The sequence below is a fragment of the Rhizobium sp. BK377 genome (genome assembly GCF_014193935.1).
GTDB lineage: Bacteria > Pseudomonadota > Alphaproteobacteria > Rhizobiales > Rhizobiaceae > Rhizobium.
The window spans coordinates 329,899-345,598 of record NZ_JACIAC010000004.1; the positions used below are offsets into that span (position 1 = coordinate 329,899).

The following is a 15,700-nucleotide window of genomic DNA, read 5'->3' on the forward strand; positions in this document are numbered from 1 at the left end:
TTTGGCACACGTGTGCATTTTCTTCGCTTCTGTCATTCCGATGTTACGCGCCGGGGCTAGCAAGTCTCAGAACTCATCTGGGGCGAAGCCTCGATAGCGAGGGGAGACAGGATATGAATAGACGCGAATTTCTGATCACATCGTCGGCGGCAGCGAGCCTTCTGGCCCTTCCGCGCTTCGCCTCGGCCGCCGCAGGCACGATCGACCTCTACAGCGGGTCGGATTCCAATATCATCGACCTCTGGAACAACATCATCCGTCCGGCTTTCGAAAAGGCGCATCCGGAAGTCGCGCTGAAGGTTACCGACGCCGGCGACAACAACGGCCTTCGCGCCATCGGCGACCGCGCTCTCGCTGCGCTTAAGACCAAGACCGATCCGCAGGCCGACCTCTTCGAATCCTTCGATCCGCGCCTTCCGGCCGGCGGTATCGATGCCGGTCTCTGGGTCAAGTTCTCCGCTGAGAGCGTACCCGGCTTCGAGCGCGTCAACCCGCTCGCTATCGACACGCCCTACTCGTTGCCCTATCGCGGCTCGCAGGTTCTGCTCGCCTATGACAAGACCAAGCTCGACCCGAAGGATGCGCCGAAGACCTGGGAACAGCTGACGGCCTGGGTCAAGGCTAATCCCGGCCAGTTCATCTATAACCGTCCGGACAAGGGCGGTTCGGGCGGCAATTTCGTTCGCCGCGCCATTCATGAAGCCAACGGCCGCGACCCGAAGAAATTCAAGATCGATAATTTCACTGCCGATTTTGCCGAGCAGTCGCTGACGCCGGCCTGGAAGATCCTCAACGATCTCGCGCCGTCGCTCTATCAGAAGGGCGCCTATACCGCCGGCAACACGCAGTCGATCCAACTGCTCTCCCAGGGCGTCGTGACCATGGCTCCTGTCTGGTCCGACCAGGTTCTGCAGGCGATCTCGCAGGGTGTCCTGCCTGAGACGACCGGCCTCGTCCAGCTCTCCGACCTCGCGCTTTGCGGTGGTTTTTCGGCCATGACGATCTTCACCAACGGCGCCAACAAGGATGGCGCCCTCAAGCTCGCCGCCTTCATGCTGACGAGCGAGATGCAGGAAGCCATCATCACCGAAATCGGCGGTTTCCCAGCCGTTTCCTGGGATCACATTTCCGAAAACCTGCGCAAGAAATATGCCGACGTCATCCCGGCGACCATCCCGACCTTCCCGGGCGGCGACTGGGAAAAGGCAATCAACGACGGCTGGTATCGTGCTGTCGCTCCCGGTATCAGCCGCACCTGATGGCGCTGGATGCCGCGCAGCCTGCGGTCGCGCACCGCGCGCCGCCTCTCGGCAGGGGGAGCCTCTACGGGCTCCTCCTCGTCGGCATGCCGGTCTTTCTGGTCGGCTGGCTGATCATCTTTCCGATCTTTTCGGCGATCGCGACCACCGTCTTCGTCCGCCAGCCGGGCGGGACGACGGAGTTTTCGCTCGCCTCCTACCATTTCTTCTTCAGCGACGCCTACAGTCTGAACAACCTTTGGCTGACGCTCTGGACGACCTTTGTCTGCGGCCTGCTCCTGCTTGCGATCGGCCTTCCGATTGCTCTTTATCTACGCTTTTCCGACAGTCGTCTTGCCGGCTATGTGCAGGGTCTCGCGATCTTTCCGATGTTTGTTCCTTCGATCATTCTCTCCTATGCGCTGATCCGCACGATCGGGCCGAATGGCACGGTCGACATCCTGCTCAATGCCGTGGGGCTGCCGAAGCTGCCGAGCCCGTATCTGACGCCCTGGGGGCCGGTTATCGGCCTCGTCTGGGACAATCTGCCTTTGACCGTGCTGATGCTGACGGCCGGGCTAACGTCCGTTTCCAACAGCTCCATCGAGGCCGCCCGCGATGTCGGTGCGACGCCTCCAAGGGTGTTCATCTCGATCATTTTGCCGTGCATGGGCAACTCGCTGCTGGTGACCGCTTCCTTTGCCGTTCTCGGCATATTCTCGGCTTTCACCTTGCCCTACGTGCTCGGCCCCGCCTCGCCGGAGATGATGGGACCCTTCATGCAGCGCACCTTCGCAGATATGAATGACCCACTGAACGCGCTGACACAGGCGGTCATCAGCTTCGGCTTCTGCCTTCTCTTCGGCATCTTCTATGTCTGGTCGATCGCCCGCAACCGCGAGGGCCGATGATGCCTCACTCGCCGGCGCTGAAATTCGACTGGACGGGGCTGCTGCTGGCATTGCTGCTGACGCTTTTCATCGCGCTGCCGCTGCTGGTTGTCGCAACCTGGGCCTTCACCGAGATCTGGCGCTACCCTTCCGTCATTCCCCAGCAGTTCGGCCTGCGTTTCTGGTCGCAGACGCTCGCGCGCAAGGATGTCTGGGATGCGCTGTTCCTTAGCCTGCGGCTGACGGCGACCGTAACGCTTCTCTCTGCGATCATCTGTCTTCCGGCCGCCTATGCCTTTGCTCGGATGCGCTTTCCCGGCCGCAACATTCTGTTCCTGTCGTTCCTCGCCTCGCATGCCTTTCCGAAATTCGGTCTGCTGGTGGCGATTGCCGGCATCTTCCTGCAGTTGGGGCTGATCAGTACCTTCTGGGGTGTGGTGCTGATCCAGCTCGTCGGCACGCTGATGCTGATGATCTGGATCCCGGTCGCGGCTTTCCAGAATGTCGACCGGCGCATGGAGGAGGCCGCGCGTGACGCGGGCGCCACGCCACTTCGCGTCTTCTCGTCGATCACGCTGCCGCAGGCCGCTCCGACCATATCAGCGGCCCTGCTCCTGACCTTCGTCGGCACCTTTTACGAGACGGAAGGCGCCTGGCTGATCGGCGCGCCGGAAATCCGCACGATGCCGGTGCTGATGATCAGCTTCATCAACAACCAGATCGTCGTGCAATACGGTGCGGTCCTCTCCGTGATGCTTTGGGTGCCGTCCTTTGCGGCATTGATGTTTGCGCGGCGCGTTATCGGGACCGGCGCCTTTGCGCGGGGCTTCGGCGCCTGAGCGCCGGCAGAAAGGACTTAACAATGGCACATCTGGCGATCGAAGGCGTCTCCAAGAGCTTCGGCCATACCTTTGCCGTCAGCGATTTTTCGCTTGAAGTCGGTGATGGCGAGCTTGTCTGCCTGCTCGGCCCGTCAGGTTCCGGCAAATCGACGTTGCTGCGTATGATCGGCGGTTTTGAACGGCCGACTGGCGGCAGCATCCGCATCGACGCCAAGGATGTGACAACCCTGCCGCCGGAGCGGCGCCCAACCGGCATGGTCTTCCAGAGCCATGCGCTCTGGACCCATATGGATGTCTTCAACAACATCGCCTTCGGCCTCAAACTGCGCCGCTTGCCGAAGACCGAAATTCGAGAGCGCGTCGAGAACGCCCTCGCTCTGGTCGGTCTCGCAGATTACGGGAAGCGCGCGGTTACGCAGCTTTCCGGCGGTCAGCAGCAGCGTGTCGCACTTGCCCGCTCGCTCGTCCTCGAGCCCAAGATCCTGCTGCTAGACGAACCCTTCGCCAGTCTCGACCAGCATCTGCGCGAGCGGCTGCGTGAGGAAGTGCGCGACATCCAGCAGCGCCTCGGCATCACGACATTGTTCGTCACCCACGGTCAGGATGAAGCGCTGGCGCTTGCCGACCGCATCGTCGTCATGCGCGACGGACGCACGGAGCAGGTGGCGCCGCCGAGCGTCATCTACCGCGAACCGCAGACGGCTTTCGTCGCCGGCTTCATCGGCTCGATGAATTTCGTCGAGAGCGAGATCCGAGATGGGATCTGCACGCATCCGCTTTTCGGTTTTTCCATTCCGGTCGCAGATGGTCCCGTGATGCTTGCGATGCGCCCGGAAGCCCTGACTGTGCATCCGGCCAGCGGAGCGGCAGGTGCAATCGTCCACCGCGTCACCGACTTCGGTACGCACAAGATCGTCGATATCGATCTCGCCGATGGCACCAGGCTGAAGGCGATGGTTGCGCCGGGCGATATGATCCGGGCCGGAATGACCGTCGCTCCCAGCTGCTCGGGCTTCTTCGCCTTCCGCGACAATGCGCTGATTCACCAGTCGGCTGGCGCACAGGCGGCTGCGATAATGCAGCCGCTCCATACGGCTTGAACGGTCTCAGGCTTTCGGCTGAAAACCTTCCCGCAGCCAGGGATAGAGTGGCTTGCTTGCTGCGAGGATGTCGCCTTTGCCGGTCACAGCCGCGCCGGAAAACCGTGTGACGACACCGCCTGCTTCCTCGACCATGAGTGCCGAGGCACCGAAGTCATGGACCGACAGGCCGTCCTCGAAGAAGCCGTCCAGTCGGCCGCAGGCGACATAGGCGATCGAAAGCGCCGCCGAACCGAGCCGACGCACGCCGGCGGTATTGGCCATCAGCCGCTTGACGGCGTCGAAATAAAACTCTTCCGGGACCGCCTTGACCTGGCCGGGGATCGGCAGGCCGGCGCCAACGAGCACGTTCTGGATATCGGCCACCTCAGCGCAATGGATCTGCTCGCCATTCAGCCAGGCGCCGCCGCCGGCCTCTGCACTGAAGAGCTCGTCCTGCATGGCGTCATAGACGACGCCTGAGACGACGCGGCCGGCCTCGGCGATCGAGATCGTCATGCCGAAATGCGGGATGCCCCAGGCGAAATTGGTCGTGCCGTCGATCGGGTCGATATAGATGACCGGCGCGTCCGCGTCGGCCTGCCTGTTGCCGACTTCTTCCTCGCCCTTAATCGCATAGGTCGGGAATGCGCTCGTCATCTCTTCGACGATGATCCGCTCGACGGCGACATCGATTTCGGTCTGATAGTCGCGAGGCGCCTTGTGGACCATCTCGGCCGCATTGCGTCGTCTGAGTGCCTTGCGCGCCGTTTCGCCCGCCTTGAGGACGGTTTGGGCAAGCATGAGAAGACGGGGCGAAGCGGCCGGCGACAGGCGCGCGGCGGTCGAAGTCGATGTCATTAAGAGGGTCCGTGTGATGACTGAGGGTGGTAGGACTTGTTCCCATCGCAGATGCGCATGATGCTTTTATGAAGCCGGCGCACCTTGCATGCGGTGCTGCGCCGGCCGAGTTCAAGAGGATGTGTCCGACATCACCGAGACAGGAAGTTCGAGACCGTTAGGTCCACGAGTTCGTCTCCCCGGCCGTTCATCACAGCGCGAATGGCCCAGAGACCAAAACCTTTCACCTGTGCAGCTTCTATCCTCGGCGGCATCGACAATTCCTGCGTGTTCGTGACGACGTCAAGCAGTGCCGGGCCTGGATGCGCCAGGATTTCCCGGATGGCACCGTCAAGCTCGGCGGGATCCTCCACGCGAACGCCATGGACTCCGGCAGCGCGGGCAACCGCAGCAAAATCCGGGTTTTTGAGTTCGGTGCCGGTCTCGAGGAACCCCGAAGCCTTCATTTCCATAGCTACGAATCCGAGGACGGAGTTGTTGAAGACGACGACCTTCACCGGCAGATCCTGTTGAACGAGCGTCAGGAAGTCGCCCATCAACATTGCAAAACCGCCATCGCCCGACATGCTGATGATCTGGCGCTCCTTGTAAGTGGCCTGTGCCCCGATCGCCTGAGGAAGAGCGTTGGCCATCGATCCGTGAACCAGAGATCCGATCAGGCGACGTTTTCCATTCATTTTCAGGTAACGCGCAGCCCAGATCGTCGGGGTCCCGACGTCGAAGGTGAAGACGGCGTCGTCGGAGGCATGCTCGCTTAGAAGGCGTGCCACATATTGCGGATGAATCTTGCCACCCTCTCTGCCGGTTGCGAGGTCGTCGAGACCTTCACGCGCCTTCCTGTAGGCGGCAAGGCATTCATCCAGGTGATCTCGGTCCGTTCGCTCCGTCAGCTTCGGCAGCGTCGCCGCCAGCGTCGATTTCACGTCGCCGACGATTGCGAGATCCAGCGAAGCCCGACGGCCAAGATTTTCCGGTCGAATATCCACCTGCACGATCTTGGCGCCGGTCGGGTAGAATTGCCGGTATGGGAAATCTGTCCCGAGCATGAGAAGCGTGTCGCACTCCAGCATGGCCTTGTAACCTGAGGAGAAGCCGATCAGGCCGGTCATGCCAACATCGAAGGGATTGTCCCACTCGACATGTTCCTTGCCGCCGAGCGCATGGACAACAGGCGCCTTCAACCGGTCCGCAAAGGCGATCAACTCGTCATGCGCCCCTTCGCAGCCGCGTCCACACAGAAGGGTAACCTTCGAGCTGTTATCGAGGAGTTCCGAAAGTCGATCGATCTGCTCGTTCGCCGGCACGACGTTCGGCTGGGACAGGGTGAGTGCTTCTGGTGCCGAAATCTTAGCCGTGAAATCGGTCAATGCCACGTCGCCGGAAATCACCACGACGGCAACGCCCCGCTTTCCGATGGCCGTGCGAATGGCCGTTTCGATGACACCAGGCAATTGCTCGGGATGGCTGACAAGCTCGCAATAGTGGCTGCATTCCCGGAAAAGCTGGTCCGGATGCGTTTCCTGGAAATAGCCTCTGCCTATTTCGGCCGAAGGTATCTGCGCGGCAATGGCCAGCACCGGAACCCGTGAGCGATGGCAGTCGAACAGGCCGTTGATGAGGTGAAGATTGCCCGGGCCGCAGCTTCCTGCGCACACGGCCAATTCGCCGCTGAGATGGGCTTCGGCCCCGGCCGCGAAGGCGGCCGTTTCTTCATGGCGGGTATGCACCCACTCGATGTCGCCTCTTTTTCGCAGCGATTCCGTGAGCCCGTTCAGGCTGTCGCCGACTACGCCATAGATCCGCTTCACTCCTGCCGAATGCAGCACCTCTGTCAGGACATCAGCTACCTTGGACTTCATCGAAAGGCTCCCGGGCTTTGGGTTTCAGTTGATGGCAAAAGGAAGCTAGGCCTCGCTCTAAGCTTCTCAACCCGGAGAATTATCAGAGTGGCGGAGACGCCCAACTGAACCTTGGTATAGGCGCTGGCCCTAAAAAGCCGGCTTGCCTGATATACGAGGGGGCGGCCTACCGGCGGAGAGCATAGGTTTGTTCGACTCTCTCCGTTGCCTTCCTCCTTCTAGCGCGACCTATGCCTCGATCCGTTCCCGCTCTCTCGTTGCCTCCGCGATAAGTTTCATGAAGCGCGGATTCCGGCGCAGATTGTCCAGGTCGGAATCATGGGTGAACCATTTGATATGGTAGACCGAGCTGCGGGGCAGCAAGCCCTCCAGGATATCGATCGCACGTTCCACATGGCCAAGCACGGAGTGGACGCAGGCGAGATTATACTGGGCGACGATGTCATCGGGATCGATGGCGCTCGCCCGTGCGGCCCAGTCGCACGCCCGCGCTGCTTCGCCGAGATGGGCAAGGGCAAGCGCACCGCGATGGGCAGGGCCGGAATTTTCCGGGTTCTGATTGAGCGCCCGCTCGGCTCTTTCAATGCCTTTTCGCGCCCAGCTTTCCCGGTCCGCCATTCGCCCGAGAGAATGGTACGAGGACATCAGATGGATCGGCGAAACATAGTCATCGGGGCGGATTTCGGCGGCCCGGGTGAAATAGTGTACCGCCTCGGCGAAATTCCCGCGCATGAAGAAGATGCGGGCATAGTGGAAATTTGCTTCATAGAGGTTGGGATCGAGCGCGAGCGCGCGTTCGAAGCATGCCATGGCCTCGTCGTCCTCGCCGTTCTGATGCAGCGCCAGGCCGCGGGAGGCATGGGCCTCGGCAAGGTCGGGATCAAGTTCCAGGGCCTTGGCGCTCATGGCGAGGATGCGCTCGAGGGGCACATCATCAGGCGCCCAGTCGCGTATCGCCGCATCGCAATCGGCAATACCTGCATAGGCGCGGCCATAGTCCGGATCGAGCTCGACGGCCTTGTAGAACATGCGCCGGGCAAGCTGCAGATAGGATTTTGTCCAGGTATGGGAGAGCTGCCGGCCTCTCAGGTAATAAGTATAGGCCTCGACATTGGCCGTCGGCTCGGCGGCGATCGCCTTGCGCTCTTCCGGTAGCAGCCGCACTTTCAATTGGCCGACGATCGCGTTGGTGATTTCATCCTGGATGGCGAAGATATCGGTGAGGTCTCGATCATAGCGTTCCGCCCAAAGATGATCGCCGTTCATGGTATCGATCAACTGGCCGGAGATGCGGACCCGCGTGCCGACGATGCGCACACTGCCTTCCAGCATGTAACGCACGCCGAGCTCCTGGGCGACCTGCTTCACCTTCACCGATGTGCCCTTGTAGGTGAAGGCGGTGTTGCGCGGGACCACATGCAGGCTGGAGACTTTGGAAAGATCTGTAATGATGTCCTCGGTGATGCCGTCGGAGAAATAGTCCTGGTCGGCATCGCCGCTCATATTGGTGAAGGGCAGGACGGCGATGAAACAGGTGTTGCGATTCTGGGCGACGAGACGGGCGGAACTCGGCTTCTCGAAGGAAACCGTATAAACCTGCACCGGCTGGCGGATATTTTTGAACACGTGTTCACCTAAAAAATCGAAGCCGAGATTGAGGCGTGAGCCGACCTGATCCCGCACGATTGCCGACACGGCAACGCCACCGACCGGAGCAACGCTTTCCAGGCGCGCGGCAAGATTGACGCCGTCGCCGAAAATATCGTCATTTTCGACGACGACATCGCCGAGATTGATACCGATGCGGAATTCGACGCGCTCTTCCTTCGGCACAGTTTCGTTACGCACGGCCATGCTACGCTGGATTTCGGCGGCACAGGCCACGGCATTCACGACGCTCTGAAACTCGGCCAGAATGCCGTCGCCCGTCAGTTTGACGATACGGCCCTTGTATTCGGATATGCGGATCTCGACCAGTTCGCAGCGATGGCGGTTCAAAGCCTGCAGCGTGCCTGTCTCGTCCATGCCCATGAGCCGGCTGTAACCGACCACATCGGCAGCGAGGATGGCACTCAATCGCCGCTCCATGATCCTCTCCATGGATTGTCTCATGTCAGTGTCTCGCTTTTTCCAGATTTTGACCGCGCTAGGGCTCCCTCCCATGCAGCCGATATCTTTCGATTCGGCATGCTGTCACGGCGGCGCAGAGCCTATATCGTTACGGCGCAGCATCAATACTCCAACCGGGCGAAGATTGCGCCAAACGATAGCTCTTTCGGATGGGGAGGACCCCGGACATGCCTAGGTGCTCAATTTTGAGGCTGTGCATCGATTTTGGACGGCGTCTCGGAGGAAGGGCGTGAGTACATCGTTCGAACCGGTCTCGGTGCCCGTTGCTCGGCGAAAGGCAAGTCACGGCTCTGCGCGAAAGCCCGTTTGCCTAAAGGGATGTCGCCTGTAGGTCGAAATGGGTAGGATATACTCGCCTATTTTCGATTATAATCGGAGGTCCGTGTATCGAACGATCCTCATAGATTTGGTCCTGGCAATTTCGCGAGAGGGCACGCCATGTATCGCAACGCTCGCCGGTGGGCTCCGCGCTCACTACTGGTGGATTCGTGGGCTCCCCGGTGGTGGTCCGTCGGTGGAAAAGCGAAGCCACGCAAGAACGCCGATCAGCCTGAGGATAGCGCTCAACTTGCGACGTCGATTGGAGACAAGGGGGGCGGCCTTGCCGGCAATTCCGACAACAACTTTGTGCTCAGCGGACATGATAACGAACCAGGAGCGGATACGGTCGACGAAGCAGACGGTCGGGGCGATATCGACCATGTGTCCCCATCCTTGGCCGACGCTTTCGCAGCGGCGCGGGAATCGAGTTTTCGAAGCAGAGAGTCTGACGCGTCTGTGCTGTCGGCCCATAGTCCGGTTTTTGCAGCTTTCGGGCAGAACGCGAATGGTTCCCGCAGTTATGCTGGCATTGGCACCATGGGCGAGGATCCCCTGGCCCCGTATCTGCCGCAGAGCCCGGGACCGACAGTATCAGGACAAGGTTCCGCTGCCGTAGCAGGCAGGCGCGCTCACTCCGGCAAGGTGGTCATTCTTGAGTCGAGCCCGTCGGCAGCGGCGGTGGCCGCACACCACGGTGGATCGAATTCACTGGCGTTCGGCATGCCCTTTGGCGTCTGCGGCTGCGGCTACTTTACCTCCCCCACGCGGATTCTCGATTGGGCTCACGGCGGTGCCATGCTTCAACAGGATGGTCAATTGCCGGGGACCAGGCTGACTGAAGGGCCGGACTATGTAGCAACGATCAAGCGGGCCATCGGTGCCTCGGTCAGTGACCCGCTTCTCGATCGTGACTTATCCCCTCTCTCGGGCTGGCGCGGAACCGCAAAGTGGACGGATTCGACGATCTTGAACGGATCCCTGCCCGGCGGCGGGGAGATGGGAACGGCAACCGGCACCAAGGGTGTCGGCGTCCTTTCCGGCTCGGTCACCACACCGCCGACCACGCAGCGGTCGTTAACGACGCAAAATCTGGCAGCCACTGCGACAGCGACGGCCGTCAATGCGGTCGTGGCGGAAAACCAGAAGCCGGGCAATCCGCAGAGCGAGTGGGGTATCGTTGGCGCAGGCAGCTCCAACATCGAAGGATTCGCGACCGACATCAGCGTCGACAACGGCAAGACGATCAGCTTCAAAATCAATACCAACTCCAACAACTACCGGATCGATATCTATCGGCTCGGCTATTATGGCGGCATGGGCGCGCGCAAGGTCACGACCATTCAGCACACCGGCGTGCAGAACCAACCCAATCCGTTGCGCAATGCCACGACCGGCACGGTGGATGCCGGCAACTGGGCAGTGTCGGCGTCGTGGACGGTACCGGATGATGCCGTCTCGGGCGTTTATATCGCCAAGCTCGTGCGGCAGGATGGCACGTTCGGCGAAAATCAGATTCCGTTCATCGTGCGCGACGATGACAGCCACAGCGATATCGTTTTCCAGACCGCCGACGAGACCTGGCAAGCCTATAACGGCTGGGGTGGCGCAAACTTCTACGGCGGCAACGGTCCGGCGACCGGGCAGGGCGCTGGTCGCGCCTATGCTGTCAGCTACAACAGGCCGATTGCGACCCGCGGCGGGGTTGGCACTTATGCCGGTCCGCAAGACTATCTATTTGGCGCCGAGTATGCAGGCATCTACTGGCTGGAGCAGAACGGCTATGATGTTTCGTACCTGTCGGGTGTCGACGTCGACCGCTACGGCAGCCTACTGCTCAATCACAAGACCTATGTTGATGCCGGGCATGACGAATATTGGTCTGGACAGCAGAGGACCAATGTCGAAGCCGCGCGCGATGCGGGCGTCAACCTCATGTTCTGGAGCGGTAACGAGGTCTACTGGCGTACCCGTTGGGGCAATGCCTACAGCGCCGACGGCACGCCCTATCGCACGCTCATCTCCTACAAGGAGACGTGGGCGCCCGGTAGCAGCATTGACCCTTCCAATGAATGGACGGGCACATTCCGCGATCCGCGTCTCAGCCCACCCGCGATCGGGGGAGGCAATCCGGAAAACTCGCTGACCGGTCAATTGTTCAAGGTCGACGATGTCGGCAGCAATCTCGGCGCGATTACGGTCGGATATGACGACGCCAACCTGCGCTTCTGGCGCAATACGAGCGTTGCCAATCTTCAGCCTGGCCAGACGGCAACGCTCACCAAGAACTATCTTGGATACGAATGGGATGAAGCGGTTGACAACGGCTTTGATCCGGCCGGCCTCGTCAAGCTGTCGTCGACGACGCTTCCGGTCAGCACCTACTTGCTCGATTATGGAAACACGACCGGCAGTGCGACCGCGACCCACAATCTGACGCTTTATCGCGCGCCGAGCGGTGCGCTGGTGTTCGGCGCCGGTACTGTCTACTGGACATGGGGCTTAAGCAACAATCACGACAATGAGGCGACCCCGACCGATCCCCGCGTTCAGCAGGCAATGGTCAATTTGCTGGCCGACATGGGCATTCAGCCCGGGACGCTGCAATCCGGCCTCGTGGCCACGACAGGTTCCACGGATCACACTGCACCAACTTCTGTCATCACGGTGCCATCAACGGCGACCGTTGGCTCCACCGTCACGATTTCGGGCACCGCAACCGACACGGGCGGCGGCGTCATCGCCGGCGTCGAGGTCTCGACCGACAACGGGGCGAGCTGGCATCCGGCGACCGGCGACGAGAATTGGACCTATACGTGGTCGCCGCAGGTCGCGGGCAGCTACACGATCCTCTCGCGGGCCGTGGACGACAGCATCAATCTCGAAACGCCCTCGGCGGGACGCACTGTGACCGTCAGCGGACCAAGTTACACGTCTCTCTTCGGTTCGGCGACACCTGCCGTCGTCAACACCGGCGACACATCAGCCGTCGAACTCGGGGTTAAATTCCAGACCTCTGTAGCAGGCAACGTCACCGGCATTCGTTTTTACAAGGGCAGCCAGGATACGGGCACCCACACCGGTTCCCTTTGGTCGAGCGCCGGTACACGGCTTGCGACCCTCACCTTCACCAACGAGACCGCCAGCGGCTGGCAGATCGCCTACTTCTCGAGCCCGGTGGCGTTGACGGCCGGACAGACCTACACGGCGTCTTACCATACGAATACCGGCCACTATTCGACGACCGCCAACTACTTCGTCTCTAATGTGACGAGCGGCCCGCTAACGGCACCGGCCAGCGGCAACGGCGTATATGCCTATGGCAGCAACAGTCTGTTCCCCACGAGCACCTTCGAGCAGACCAACTACTGGGTCGATGTGATGTTCACCACGCCGGGCTCCAACACAACACCGACGGCAGTTGCCGATGCGGGTGACGCGACCGAGAAGGGCGGTGTGGCCAATGGTTCGGGCGGTGTGGTTGCAAGCGGCAACGTCCTGACCAACGACACCGATCCGGATGCCGGCGATACCAAGACGGTGACGGCCGTCACCTTCGGCTCGACGTCAGGCACGCTCGGTTCAGCACTGAACGGCACTTACGGCAGTCTCGTGCTCAGTGCCTCGGGTGCCTATAGCTATGCCGTCAACGAGACCAATGCCACCGTCCAGGCCTTGCGCCAGTCGACCAATACGCTGAGCGACGTCTTCAGCTACACGATGCGCGATGCCGCCGGGGCCACCGCCACGGCCAGCCTGACCATCACCATCCATGGCGCCAACGATGCACCGGTGCTCGCCGTTCAGACGGCGACCCAGAACGGCACCGTCGGCTCCGCCTTCTCCTTCACACTGCCGACCACGACCTTCACCGATGTCGACAGCGGCGAGACGCTGACCTACACGGCAACTTCTGCCGACGGTACAGCGCTGCCCGCCTGGCTCGCCTTCAACGCCTCGACACGGACCTTCTCCGGCACGCCGACGACAGGCGGAAACTATGGCGTCAAGGTGACAGCGACCGACCTCGGCGGTCTTGCAGCCAACGAGACCTTCAGCATCGCCGTATCGACGCCTGGCAACACAACACCGACGGCGGTTGCCGATGCGGGTGACGCGACCGAGAAGGGCGGTGTTGCCAATGGTTCGGGTGGCGTGGTTGCAAGCGGCAACGTGCTGACCAACGACACCGATCCGGATGCCGGCGATACCAAGACGGTGACGGCCGTCACCTTCGGCTCGACGTCAGGCACGCTCGGTTCAGCACTGAACGGCACTTACGGCAGTCTCGTGCTCAGTGCCTCGGGTGCCTATAGCTATGCCGTCAACGAGACCAATGCCACCGTCCAGGCCTTGCGCCAGTCGACCAATACGCTGAGCGACGTCTTCAGCTACACGATGCGCGATGCCGCCGGGGCCACCGCCACGGCCAGCCTGACCATCACCATCCATGGCGCCAACGATGCGCCGGTGCTCGCTGTCCAGACGGCGACCCAGAACGGCACCGTCGGCTCCGCCTTCTCCTTCGTGCTGCCGACCACGACCTTCACCGATGTCGACAGCGGCGAGACGCTGACCTACACGGCAACTTCTGCCGACGGCACGGCGCTGCCCGCCTGGCTCGCCTTCAACGCCTCGACACGGACCTTCTCCGGCACGCCGACGACATCAGGCACCTATGGCGTCAAGGTGACGGCGACCGATCTCGGCGGTCTTGCCGCCAACGAGACCTTCAACATCGCCGTGTCGACAGCACCTGCGACCTACAGTCTGTTTAACGCCTCCAGTACGCCGGCTCAGACGAACCTCAACGACGGTCAGCAGCTCGAGCTCGGCGTCAAGTTCCAGTCGAACGTTGCCGGCGACATTACCGGCATCAAGTTCTATCGCAGTGCCAACGACAACGGCCAGAACGTCGTCGACCTGTGGAGCTCCACCGGCACCAAACTCGCGACCGCCACCTTCACCAACACCACGGCGAGCGGCTGGCAGACGGTGAACTTTGCAACAGCCGTCTCCATCACCGCCAACACCACCTATGTCGCCTCCTACCACACAACAGGTGCCTACGTGGCGACGAATAATTTCTATACGACCGCCGTCACCAGTGGTCCGCTGACGGCGCCGGCCAGTGGCAACGGCGTCTACGCCTATGGCGGCTCCGCCACCGCGGGCATTTTCCCAAATGCCACTTACAGCGCCGCCAATTATTGGGCCGATGTGGTCTTCCGTCCGTCGACGCCTGGCAACACAACACCGACGGCGGTTGCCGATACGGGTGACGCGACCGAGAAGGGCGGTGTTGCCAATGGTTCGGGTGGCGTGGTTGCAAGCGGCAACGTGCTGACCAACGACACCGATCCGGATGCCGGCGATACCAAGACGGTGACGGCCGTCACCTTCGGCTCGACGTCAGGCACGCTCGGTTCAGCACTGAACGGCACTTACGGCAGTCTCGTGCTCAGTGCCTCGGGTGCCTATAGCTATGCCGTCAACGAGACCAATGCCACCGTCCAGGCCTTGCGCCAGTCGACCAATACGCTGAGCGACGTCTTCAGCTACACGATGCGCGATGCCGCCGGGGCCACCGCCACGGCCAGCCTGACCATCACCATCCATGGCGCCAACGATGCGCCGGTGCTCGCCGTCCAGACGGCGACCCAGAACGGCACCGTCGGCTCCGCCTTCTCCTTCGTGCTGCCGACCACGACCTTCACCGATGTCGACAGCGGCGAGACGCTGACCTACACGGCAACTTCTGCCGACGGTACAGCGCTGCCCGCCTGGCTCGCCTTCAACGCCTCGACACGGACCTTCTCCGGCACGCCGACGACAGGCGGAAACTATGGCGTCAAGGTGACGGCAACCGATCTCGGCGGTCTTGCCGCCAACGAGAGCTTCAGCATCGCCGTATCGACAGCACCTGCGACCTACAGTCTGTTTAACGCCTCCAGTACGCCGGCTCAGACGAACCTCAACGACGGTCAGCAGCTCGAGCTCGGCGTCAAGTTCCAGTCGAACGTTGCCGGCGACATTACCGGCATCAAGTTCTATCGCAGTGCCAACGACAACGGCCAGAACGTCGTCGACCTGTGGAGTTCCACCGGCACCAAACTCGCGACCGCCACCTTCACCAACACCACGGCGAGCGGCTGGCAGACGGTGAACTTTGCAACAGCCGTCTCCATCACCGCCAACACCACCTATGTCGCCTCCTACCACACAACAGGTGCCTACGTGGCGACGGATGCCTTCTTCACCAATGCCGTGACAAATGGTCCGCTTACGGCTCAATCAAGTGCCGTCGCTGGCGGCAACGGCGTCTACGCTTATGGCGGCTCCGCCACCGCGGGGCTCTTCCCAACCAGTTCATACGATTCAGCGAATTACTATGCCGATGTGATCTTCCGCCCGCAGCTTGCCGCATGACGCATCGGGGATGGGCTACGCACGGGATTCGAATGAGGTTCATACGACATATAC

Annotated in this window: 8 protein-coding genes; 5 read left to right on the top strand and 3 right to left on the bottom strand. The window is 61.4% G+C overall.

Features of this window, described 5'->3' with window-relative positions:
- The first annotated feature begins 113 nt into the window (after window positions 1-113).
- The 4 genes from FHT92_RS18715 to FHT92_RS18730 are packed head-to-tail and all read left to right on the top strand — an operon-like array spanning window position 114 to window position 4,070.
- Window positions 114-1,259: an extracellular solute-binding protein gene (locus FHT92_RS18715; protein ID WP_183828131.1), complete on the top strand. Its 1,146-nt coding sequence runs from the start codon at window positions 114-116 to the stop codon at window positions 1,257-1,259.
- A complete protein-coding gene (locus FHT92_RS18720) occupies window positions 1,259-2,149 on the top strand; it encodes an ABC transporter permease (protein ID WP_183828134.1) in 891 nt (296 codons plus the stop codon). The genes FHT92_RS18715 and FHT92_RS18720 overlap by 1 nt, the downstream gene beginning before the upstream one ends.
- The gene (locus FHT92_RS18725; protein WP_183828137.1) at window positions 2,146-2,967 is read left to right on the top strand and encodes an ABC transporter permease; all 822 of its coding nucleotides are present in this window, start codon (window positions 2,146-2,148) and stop codon (window positions 2,965-2,967) included. The genes FHT92_RS18720 and FHT92_RS18725 overlap by 4 nt, the downstream gene beginning before the upstream one ends.
- Before the next feature lie 23 nt (window positions 2,968-2,990).
- Entirely contained in the window at window positions 2,991-4,070 is a 1,080-nt protein-coding gene (locus FHT92_RS18730; RefSeq protein WP_183828139.1) for an ABC transporter ATP-binding protein, read from the top strand.
- Window positions 4,071-4,076: 6 nt separating this feature from the next.
- On the opposite strand, the gene FHT92_RS18735 is transcribed toward FHT92_RS18730, so the two are convergent.
- The 3 genes from FHT92_RS18735 to FHT92_RS18745 form a co-directional block, all read right to left on the bottom strand.
- Complete coding sequence (locus tag FHT92_RS18735) at window positions 4,077-4,910, bottom strand: inositol monophosphatase family protein (RefSeq protein ID WP_183828142.1); 834 nt, start codon at window positions 4,908-4,910, stop codon at window positions 4,077-4,079.
- 131 nt (window positions 4,911-5,041) lie between these two features.
- Window positions 5,042-6,769: a ubiquinone-dependent pyruvate dehydrogenase gene (gene poxB / locus FHT92_RS18740; RefSeq protein WP_183828144.1), complete on the bottom strand. Its 1,728-nt coding sequence runs from the start codon at window positions 6,767-6,769 to the stop codon at window positions 5,042-5,044.
- Window positions 6,770-6,997: 228 nt separating this feature from the next.
- Window positions 6,998-8,857, bottom strand: coding sequence for an adenylate/guanylate cyclase domain-containing protein (locus FHT92_RS18745; protein ID WP_183828512.1), 1,860 nt, complete (start codon window positions 8,855-8,857; stop codon window positions 6,998-7,000).
- 480 nt (window positions 8,858-9,337) lie between these two features.
- Here FHT92_RS18745 and FHT92_RS18750 point away from each other — a divergent pair, with 480 nt between their 5' ends.
- On the top strand, window positions 9,338-15,646 hold the full coding sequence (locus FHT92_RS18750) for a DUF4082 domain-containing protein (RefSeq protein ID WP_183748077.1): 6,309 nt from the start codon (window positions 9,338-9,340) through the stop codon (window positions 15,644-15,646).
- Window positions 15,647-15,700 lie beyond the last annotated feature (54 nt).